9 protein-coding genes are annotated in these 8406 nt (G+C 69.3%); 7 read left to right on the forward strand and 2 right to left on the reverse strand.

Going from position 1 to position 8406, the window contains the following annotated elements; genetic code table 11:
- Positions 1–924: LysR family transcriptional regulator (locus V7Z54_RS08850; RefSeq protein ID WP_334135933.1), on the reverse strand; the 924-nt coding region annotated here is incomplete at its 3' end.
- A 140-nt stretch (positions 925–1064) separates the two neighbouring features.
- On the opposite strand from V7Z54_RS08850, the gene V7Z54_RS08855 reads away from it, so the two are divergent.
- From V7Z54_RS08855 to V7Z54_RS08870, 4 genes are all read left to right on the forward strand, one after another.
- Positions 1065–3293 (forward strand): malate synthase G, encoded by a 2229-nt coding sequence (locus V7Z54_RS08855; RefSeq protein ID WP_334135934.1) that lies wholly within the window; start codon positions 1065–1067, stop codon positions 3291–3293.
- 304 nt (positions 3294–3597) lie between these two features.
- A complete protein-coding gene (locus V7Z54_RS08860) occupies positions 3598–4950 on the forward strand; it encodes a diguanylate cyclase (RefSeq protein WP_334135936.1) in 1353 nt (450 codons plus the stop codon).
- Between the two features lie 40 nt (positions 4951–4990).
- Positions 4991–5113 carry a hypothetical protein gene (locus V7Z54_RS08865; RefSeq protein WP_334135938.1) on the forward strand — a complete coding sequence of 41 codons (123 nt, stop codon included), beginning with the start codon at positions 4991–4993 and terminating at the stop codon, positions 5111–5113.
- A 13-nt stretch (positions 5114–5126) separates the two neighbouring features.
- Complete coding sequence (locus V7Z54_RS08870) at positions 5127–5363, forward strand: cysteine-rich CWC family protein (RefSeq protein WP_334135939.1); 237 nt, start codon at positions 5127–5129, stop codon at positions 5361–5363.
- Between the two features lie 11 nt (positions 5364–5374).
- On the opposite strand, the gene V7Z54_RS08875 is transcribed toward V7Z54_RS08870, so the two are convergent.
- Positions 5375–6091, reverse strand: coding sequence for a hypothetical protein (locus V7Z54_RS08875; protein WP_334135940.1), 717 nt, complete (start codon positions 6089–6091; stop codon positions 5375–5377).
- Positions 6092–6201: 110 nt separating this feature from the next.
- Here V7Z54_RS08875 and hemB point away from each other — a divergent pair, with 110 nt between their 5' ends.
- The 3 genes from hemB to V7Z54_RS08890 form a co-directional block, all read left to right on the forward strand.
- A complete protein-coding gene (gene hemB, locus V7Z54_RS08880) occupies positions 6202–7227 on the forward strand; it encodes a porphobilinogen synthase (RefSeq protein ID WP_334135941.1) in 1026 nt (341 codons plus the stop codon).
- Positions 7228–7264: 37 nt separating this feature from the next.
- Positions 7265–7678, forward strand: a complete 414-nt coding sequence (locus tag V7Z54_RS08885; protein ID WP_334135942.1) for a rhodanese-like domain-containing protein — start codon at positions 7265–7267, stop codon at positions 7676–7678.
- A gap of 48 nt (positions 7679–7726) precedes the next feature.
- Positions 7727–8406: RecQ family ATP-dependent DNA helicase (locus V7Z54_RS08890; RefSeq protein ID WP_334135943.1), on the forward strand; the 680-nt coding region annotated here is incomplete at its 3' end.

The raw sequence follows: 8406 nt of genomic DNA on the forward strand, positions 1-8406 counted from the left end.
CGGCGCTCGCCCCCAAAACTCCGCCCGCCCGTAGTGTTCCTTCAGAAAATCCACCCACGCGCGCACGCGCCGTGGCAGGTGGCGCGCGCTGGGAAACACGGCGTAGATGCCGTTGGGGGGCGCGGCGTAGGCGTCGAGTACGCTCACCAGGCGGCCGGTGTCGATGTCGGCCTGCACCTCCCACGTACTGCGCCAGGCCAGCCCCAGACCCTGCAGGCACCACTGGTACAGCACCTGCCCGTCGCTGCAGTCCAGCGGGCCGCGTGGGCGCACGTGGATCAGCTCGTGTCGGCCGCCCACGGTGGGCACGCTGAAGGCCCAGCCGCGCGTTTGCGAGGCATCCGACGACAGGACCAGGCAGTCGTGGTGCAGCAGGTCGTGCGGGTGGCGCGGCTCGCCGTGGCGCTGCAGATAGGCGGGCGCGGCCACCACCAGGCGCCGGTTGTCGGCCAACCGCACGCTCACCAGTGACGAGTCGGGCAGGTCGCCCACGCGCACGGCGCAGTCGTAGCCCTCGGCGATCAGGTCGATCACGCGGTCGCTGAGGTTGAGCGACACCGTCACGTCCGGGTGGCGGTCACGAAAGGCGGGCACGAGCGGCGCCACGTGCTGGCGCCCAAAGCCGGCTGGCGCGGTGATGCGCAGGTGCCCGCGCGCGGCGGTACCGCCGGCGCTGACGTAGGCCTCCGCCTGGGCGAGATCGGCCAGCAGCCGCTGGCAGTCTTCCAGAAAGGCGCTGCCTTCGGGCGTGAGGGTGATGCGGCGCGTGGTGCGCACCATGAGCTTGACGCCCAGGTGCTCCTCCAGCGCGTCCAGCCGCCGACCGATAATCGCGGGCACGACGCCTTCGGCGCGGGCAGCCGCGGCCAGGCTGCCGCGCGCGGCCACCGCGACGAAGGTCTCCATGGCTTTGAGGCGGTCCACCGCGGGGATTATTCAACAAAATGTCACGGCTGCCGCGGCCTGTCGGCGCTCGATCCGACCGCTGGTTTGGCGTAGAGTGTGACCCCTTCTAGGATGTCGGGGCGGCGCCGGGGCGCGCCCCTTACGGAGGTTCGAACGTCATGATCACACCGCGCATTGCCGTTGGCCGCCTGCAGGTGGCCGAGGTGCTGTACCGCTTCATCGAGGATCAGGTGCTGCCGGGCACGGGCATCGACAGCGCCCGCTTCTGGAGTGGGTTTGACGCCATCGTGGCCGACTTGGCACCGAAAAACCGTGCGCTGCTGGCCGAGCGCGACCGGCTGCAGGCCGAGCTGGACAAGTGGCACAGCGCCAATCCGGGTCCGATCACCAACATGGCGGCCTATCGCCAGTTTCTGGAGACCATTGGGTATCTGGTGCCGCCGCCGGGCGACGTGCGCGTGACCACCGCTAACGTGGATGCCGAACTGGCCACGCAGGCCGGCCCGCAGCTGGTGGTGCCCATTCTGAACGCGCGCTACGCGCTCAATGCGGCCAACGCGCGCTGGGGCAGCCTGTACGACGCGCTGTACGGCACCGACGTCATCCCCGAGGACGACGGTTGTGCCAAGGGCCCTGGCTACAACGACAAGCGCGGGGCGAAGGTGATTGCCTACACCCGCAGCGTACTCGACCAGGCGGCGCCGCTGGCGCAAGGCTCGCACGCCGACGCCACCGCGTATGCGGTGCAGGGCGGCGTGCTGCGCGTGACGCTGGTGGGCGGCACCGTCACGGGGCTAAAAGACCCGGCCCAGTTCGTTGGCTATCAGGGTGAGGCGGCAGCGCCGTCGTCGGTGCTGCTGCGCCACCGCGGGCTGCATCTGGACATCCGTATCGACCGCAGCCACCCCATCGGGGCTACGGACGCCGCCGGCGTGTGCGACGTGGTGGTGGAGGCGGCGCTGTCCACCATCCTCGACCTGGAAGACTCGGTGGCCGCGGTGGACGCCGAGGACAAGGTGCTGGGCTACCGCAACTGGCTGGGTATGATGCAGGGCTGGTTGACCGAGAGTTTCGACAAGGGCGGCCGCACGCTGACGCGCGGCTTGCACGGCGACCGCCGCTACATCGCGCCCGATGGCCGCGGTGAGGTGGTGCTGCCGGGGCGCTCGCTGCTGTTCGTGCGCAACGTCGGCCACCTGATGACCAATCCGGCCATTTTGTACACCGACGCTGACGGCACGGTGCGCGAAATTCCTGAGGGCATCATGGACGCGGTGGTGACGACCACCATTGCGCTGCACGACCTCAAGGGGCACGGCAAGCTGCCCAGTGGTGAGCCGATTCGCAACAGCCGCGCCGGCAGCATCTATATCGTCAAGCCCAAGATGCACGGCCCGCGTGAGGTGGCATTCGCCGCCGAGCTCTTCAGTCGTGTCGAGCAGCTGCTGGGCTTGCCGGACAGCACCGTCAAGCTCGGCATCATGGACGAGGAGCGCCGCACCAGCGTGAACCTGAAGGCCTGCATTGCGGCGGCGGCCAGCCGCGTGGCGTTCATCAACACCGGTTTCCTGGACCGCACCGGCGACGAGATCCACACCGCGATGCTGGCCGGGCCCATGATCCGCAAGAATGACATGAAGAGCAGTGCCTGGATTCAGGCGTACGAGCACAACAACGTGCTGGTGGGCCTGAAGTGCGGGTTGCGCGGGCGCGCGCAGATCGGCAAGGGTATGTGGGCCATGCCCGACCTGATGAAGGCGATGCTGGAGCAAAAGATCGCGCACCCGAAGGCGGGCGCCAATACCGCCTGGGTGCCCAGCCCGACGGCGGCCACGCTGCACGCGCTGCACTACCACCAGGTGGACGTGTCTGCGATTCAGCAGGAGCTGGAGCAAATCGATGCCGATGCCGAGCGCGATGCGCTGCTGACGGGGCTGCTGACGGTGCCGGTGAGTGCCAACCCGAACTGGAGCGAGGCCGACAAGCAGGCCGAACTCGACAATAACATCCAGGGGATTTTGGGTTATGTGGTGCGCTGGGTCGATCAGGGCATCGGCTGCTCGAAGGTGCCCGACATCAACGACGTCGGCCTGATGGAAGACCGCGCCACGCTGCGCATTTCCAGCCAGCACGTGGCCAACTGGCTGCACCACGGGGTGGTCAGCGCCGAGCAGGTGCGCGCCACTTTCGAGCGCATGGCGGCCAAGGTGGACCAGCAAAACGCCGGTGACCCCAACTACCGTCCGATGGCGCCCAACTTTGACGCCAGCTTTGCCTTCCAGGCCGCGCTGGATTTGGTCTTCAAAGGCCAGGAGCAACCCAGCGGCTACACCGAGCCGCTGCTGCACGCGTGGCGCCTGAGGGTGAAGGCGGCACGCGGGGGGTGACATCGGCGCGACAGGGGGTGGGACATCCCTAACCCGAGTCGATGCCGCGCGTGGCCGTTGACACCCGGGTGGAATGAGGCTCGTGCGATTGGCTGGGCCGGCGACGTGGTGGGTGTCCCATGCGCCGCTGGATCGGATCCCGGGCCACGCAGGCGTGCTAGGATAAACCCCGCTGGGTAGGGGTGCGTTGCCTGTCATTTCCCCCCAGATGACCGGGGCGGAACATGCGGGTGGGGCGCTCCCGCCAGGCTGGCTGGGTTGCCACACCCGCGTGCCCCCGGCTGCAGTTGGAATGCTGCTGGTCATGACCACTGATACCGCTGGCGCACCTCCCTCGGTAGTATTGATCGACGCCAACCACGCCGCGCGCTTGGTGGTGGAGCAGCTGCTGGCCGACGAGGGCGTGACGGTGCATGCCTATGCCCGCGGCGGCGAGGCGATACGGGCCATGGACGGCGGGGTGACGGCCGATCTGGTGCTGGTCTCGCGCCACCTGCCGGACATGGAGGCGGTGGAGGTGTTGCGGCGGCTGCGGGCCCTGCCGGGCCGGGCGGTGCTGCCGGTCATTCTGATCACCGGCGACGGTGACGACGTGCGGCGCATGCACGCGCTGGAGGGTGGCTTCACCGACGTGCTGCTGCGCGATCGCCCCGATCATCTGCTGCCCCATCTGCGCACACTGCTGCAGCGTCACGGCGTGCAGCAGCGTGCCCGCATTCTGCTGGTGGAGGACTCGCCGACCATGGCGTCCACGACGGCCGAGGCGCTGGCCCCGTTGGCGGTGGAGGTGGTGGCGGTGGGCGATGCCGCGGCGGCGCTGCAGCGGCTCGATGCCCAGCCGTTCGATTTGGTCATCATCGACGTCGTGCTGCCGGGGCCGCTCAGCGGCCTGGGGCTGCTGTCGGCACTGCGCAGTCGGCGCGACGATCTGGCCGAGCTGCCGGTGCTGGCGTATTCGGGTTACGACGAGCAGGCGCGGCGGCTGGAGATGCTGCGCCGCGGCGCCAACGACTACCTAAGCAAGCCGGTCGATGCCGACGAGCTGCGCGCCCGGGTGGGCAATCTGGTGCGCTACTGGCGGCTGCTGCAGCAGGTGCGCCGACAGTATGCCGAGCTGGCGCGTGTGGCCGTTACCGACGCGTTGACGGGCCTGTACAACCGGCACATGCTCGACGACCTGGGATCCCGGTACGTGCACCGCGCCTGGCGCACCGGTGAGCCGTTGACGGTGATGATGCTGGACCTGGACCACTTCAAGGCCATCAACGACCAGTACGGGCACGACCGCGGCGACGATGTCCTGCGGGCCGCCGCGCAGCGTCTGAAGGAGCAGGTGCGCCCTGACGACTTGCTGGTGCGCTTTGGTGGCGAGGAGTTTGCTTTGCTGCTGCCGCGCCTGGGCGCGGCGGATGCCCCGGCCCAGGCCGAACGGCTGCGCGCCGCGCTGGCGGTGCGGCCGCTGGCGGGCTTGCCGGTGACGGTGAGCGTGGGGGCCTGCGTGTGGGAGCCGCCGCCCGAGCGGGCCCGTCAGGCCGAGGGTTTTGCCAGCGAGGCGCTGCGCCAGCTACTCAAGCGTGCCGACGAGGCGCTGTATCGCGCCAAACATCGCGGGCGTGACCGCGCCGAAATCGAATCCGTCGCCGACCTCCGGCCGTGAGGGGCAGCGCCTCGACACCAACGCCTTCAGTGACGCCGTGATGGACGACCGTGGCGATGGACACCGCAAGGGCAGCGTCGGGCCGTACACCATCGCGCAGAGCGCGCACGATGCGCTGGTGATGATGATGGGGCGCTTGGGGCGCGACGCCATGACGATGTGAGGGGGGCAGTACGATGTGCGCCGCCGAACCCGCCCCTGCCCCGCCGGCTGTCGATCCGGGACGCTGCCCGCTGTGTGGGGGAGCCAACGGGTGCGCGATGGAGCATCAGCGCCGCAGTGGTGTCGAGCAGCCGCCCTGCTGGTGCACCGGGGTGCGTTTCACCGCTGAACTGTTGGCGCGCGTCCCCGCCCCGGCGCGCGGGCAGGCCTGCGTGTGTGAGCGCTGCGCCACGCAGCGTCCTGCCGGGTGACGGGCGCTGGACTAGTCGGCGGCCACCGGCGCTGACGCGGGTGGCAGGCGGCGCAGCTGCGCGAGCAGCTGGACTGCGCCCTGCCCGATGCCACGCTGCAGGGTTACGCCCCCGTCGCTGTGGGCCAGCTGTTGCACCAGCAGCCAGGGCAGGCCGTTGGCATGCACGGCCTCGGCGTCGGGTGCGGTGGTGCCCCGCACGTGCAGGGCCACTTCGACGGCACCCGCGCCGCCACTGTGCGCCGGGATGACCTGCCAATGCAGCCGGGTGCCGAACTGCAGCCCCCAACTCAGCAGGGTCTGCACCAGACCGTAGGCCAGCGTCGGGTCGATCAGAACCTCGGCCGACTGCAGCTCGCACTGGACCTCGATGCCCTGGGCTGCGAGGGCCGCGCGTTCATCGGCCAGTACCGCTGCGACGACGGTGGCGACGTCGATTTTTTCGTGGGTCTGGCGCACCTGGCCGCTGTGCAGTCGCACGATCTGTTGTGCTTGCTGCGCACACTGGCGCAGCCGCTGGGCCGGCAGGGCCAGAATGCGCACCTCGGCTTCGCTGAGGCGGCCGCGCTCGTGCAGCAGTGCCAGCCCGCGCAGCAGGTGTTCCGCGGTGTCGATGGCCTGATCCGTGACCCCAATGGCCAGATCCGGCCAATATGGGGCCAACCGCCAGCCGGCGCCGGGTTCGCCGTGCACCTCGGCAGAGCGGGGAAGGGAGGGCGGTGCCGTCACGGTTGTGGGGGGAGGGGGGAGCCTGCACAGCGGGGCGAGCCAGCGCCAGTTGGCGGTGAGCGCCCCGTGGGGCAGTGTAGCTCACGCGCCAAACCGTCACAATAACGCCCATGAACGCACCGACCCCCGTTTCTGGGCACCCCGCCCCCTATCCCCTGTCGCGGCCGCGCCGCCTGCGGCGCGACGTCTTCACCCGCAACCTGGTGCGCGAACACCACCTCACGGTACACGACCTGATCTACCCCGTGTTCGTGCTGGAAGGGCAGCGCCGGCGCGAGCCGGTGGCCTCGATGCCGGGTGTGGAGCGCTTGAGCCTCGACCAACTGCTGCCGGTGGCCGAGGAGTGCGTGGCGCTGGGCATTCCGGTGATGGCGCTGTTCCCGGTCATCGACCCAGGGCTGAAAACCCCCGACGGGCGCGAAGCGTGGAACCCCGATGGTCTGATTCCGCGCGTGGTGGCACAGCTCAAAGCGCGCGTGCCCAGCCTGGGCATCATGACCGACGTGGCGTTGGACCCTTACACCAGCCACGGGCAGGATGGACTGCTGGATGAGACGGGCTACATCGTCAACGACGCCACCGTCGAGGTGCTGGTCAAACAGGCGCTGGTGCAGGCCGCCGCCGGCGTGGACATCGTTGCGCCCAGCGACATGATGGACGGCCGCATCGGCGCCATCCGCCAGGCGCTGGAGGCGCGCGGCCACGTGCACACGCGCATCATGGCCTACAGCGCCAAGTACGCCAGCGCCTTCTATGGGCCGTTTCGCGACGCCGTGGGCAGTGCCGCCAACCTGGGCAAGGCCGACAAGAAGGTCTACCAGATGGACCCGGCCAACAGCGACGAAGCGTTGCGCGAGGTGGCGCTCGACCTGGCCGAAGGCGCGGATATGGTGATGGTCAAGCCTGGGCTGCCATACCTGGACGTGGTGCGTCGCGTCAAAGACGAGTTCAAGGTGCCGACTTTCGCCTACCAGGTCAGCGGTGAATACGCCATGCTCAAGGCCGCCGCGGCCAACGGCTGGCTGGACCACGACGCGGTAATGATGGAGAGCCTGCTGGCTTTCAAGCGCGCCGGCGTCGACGGCATCCTGACCTACTTTGCCCGCGATGCTGCCCGCCTGCTGCGCCAGGGGTGAACCCGGTCGGCCGGCCATTTGCGCACCCTCCTGGCTTATGAAGCACCTGCTACCCCGCGAAGCGTGGGACTGGCTGCAGGCCCACGCCGCCCAGCCGCCCGAGCGCGCCTCGCTGTTCATCGACGTGCGCATGGAAATCGAGTCGCTCTGCGTTGGCCGCTTGCCCGTGGTCATCAACATCCCCTGGTACGAGTACCCGGACCTGCAGCCCGACCCCGAGGGCTTCGTGCGGCGCGTGCTGGAGGAGGCCGACGGCGACCGCACCCGCCCGGTGCTGCTGATTTGTCGCAGCGGCAAGCGCACGCTGGATGCGGGCGCGGCGCTGGAGGCAGCCGGCTTTACCGATGTGGCGCACGTGGTGCACGGCTTCGAGGGTGAGCTGGACGAGCATTTCCATCGCTCCACCGTCAACGGCTGGCGCCACGATGGGCTGCCGTGGGAGCAGATGTGAGTGCGGGAGGAAGGCGTCTTGCGGCCTGAAGTCGCCGCGGTGGCCAGCGTGGTTTTGTCCGACCCGGTCGCCGTGGCGCGCGCCTGCCGCGCCGTGCTGCGCGACGTATTCGGCTACGACACCTTCCGTGGGCTCCAGCACGACATCGTCATCCACGTGGCCGCAGGTGGCGACGCGCTGGTGCTGATGCCCACCGGTGGCGGCAAGTCGCTGTGCTACCAGATCCCGGCCATCGTGCGCCAGCGCGCCGGGCACGGCACCACCCTCGTTGTCTCGCCGCTGATCGCGCTGATGCACGACCAGGTGGGCGCGCTGCGCGAGGCAGGAGTGGAGGCCGCCTACCTGAACTCCAGTCTGAACGCGGATGAGGCGGCCGCCGTCGAGCGACGCCTGATGCGCGGCGAGCTCACGCTGCTGTACGCTGCGCCCGAGCGCATCGTCACGCCGCGCTTTTTGGCTCGGCTACAGGTGTTGCACGAGGCGGGGCGGCTGGCGTTGTTGGCCATCGACGAGGCGCACTGCGTCAGCCAATGGGGGCACGATTTCCGCCCCGAATATCGCGAGCTGGCCGTGCTGCCCGAGCGCTTTGCAGGCGTGCCACGCATTGCGCTGACGGCCACCGCCGACGCGCTGACACGCGCCGACATCGTGGCGCACCTGCGCCTGCAGCAGGCGCGCACCTTTGTGGCCAGTTTCGACCGGCCCAATATCCGCTACACCATCGTCGA

Origin of the sequence: Tepidimonas sp., assembly GCF_036824975.1 — a bacterium.
GTDB lineage: Bacteria > Pseudomonadota > Gammaproteobacteria > Burkholderiales > Burkholderiaceae_C > Tepidimonas.